This is a genomic window from Paraburkholderia sp. SIMBA_027 (genome assembly GCF_046535315.1).
In the GTDB taxonomy this organism is placed as follows: domain Bacteria; phylum Pseudomonadota; class Gammaproteobacteria; order Burkholderiales; family Burkholderiaceae; genus Paraburkholderia; species Paraburkholderia tropica.
This window is the reverse complement of sequence record NZ_JAWRWY010001303.1, coordinates 1-247: the sequence shown is the minus strand read 5'-3', so window position 1 is coordinate 247 and position 247 is coordinate 1. Positions and strand designations below refer to the sequence as shown.

Below are 247 nucleotides of genomic sequence, written 5' to 3'. Positions count from 1 at the left end.
CCTTTGCAATCGGCGGCCCATTGGCAATGTTGCGCGCGCAATCGGCAATGAGTTTCTCATTGTCGAATTCCACCCGGTAGGTCGTCGTATGCTTGATCCGGTCCCACAGCGCACGAAACTCCTCGCTGTGGAGCACTTCCTTGCGAATGGCCACCGGCTTGCGCTCATCGGCGTTCTTGACCTCAAGGCGACCTGCGACTTTCCGCAAAATACCCGTAACGGCAGGCAGGTATGGCTCCAGGCCGGC

1 protein-coding gene is annotated in these 247 nt (G+C 59.1%); it reads right to left on the bottom strand.

Annotation, left to right across the window (positions count from 1 at the left end):
- On the bottom strand, nucleotides 1-247 hold a 247-nt coding region (locus SB764_RS43360), incomplete at both ends, for a hypothetical protein (protein WP_410867219.1).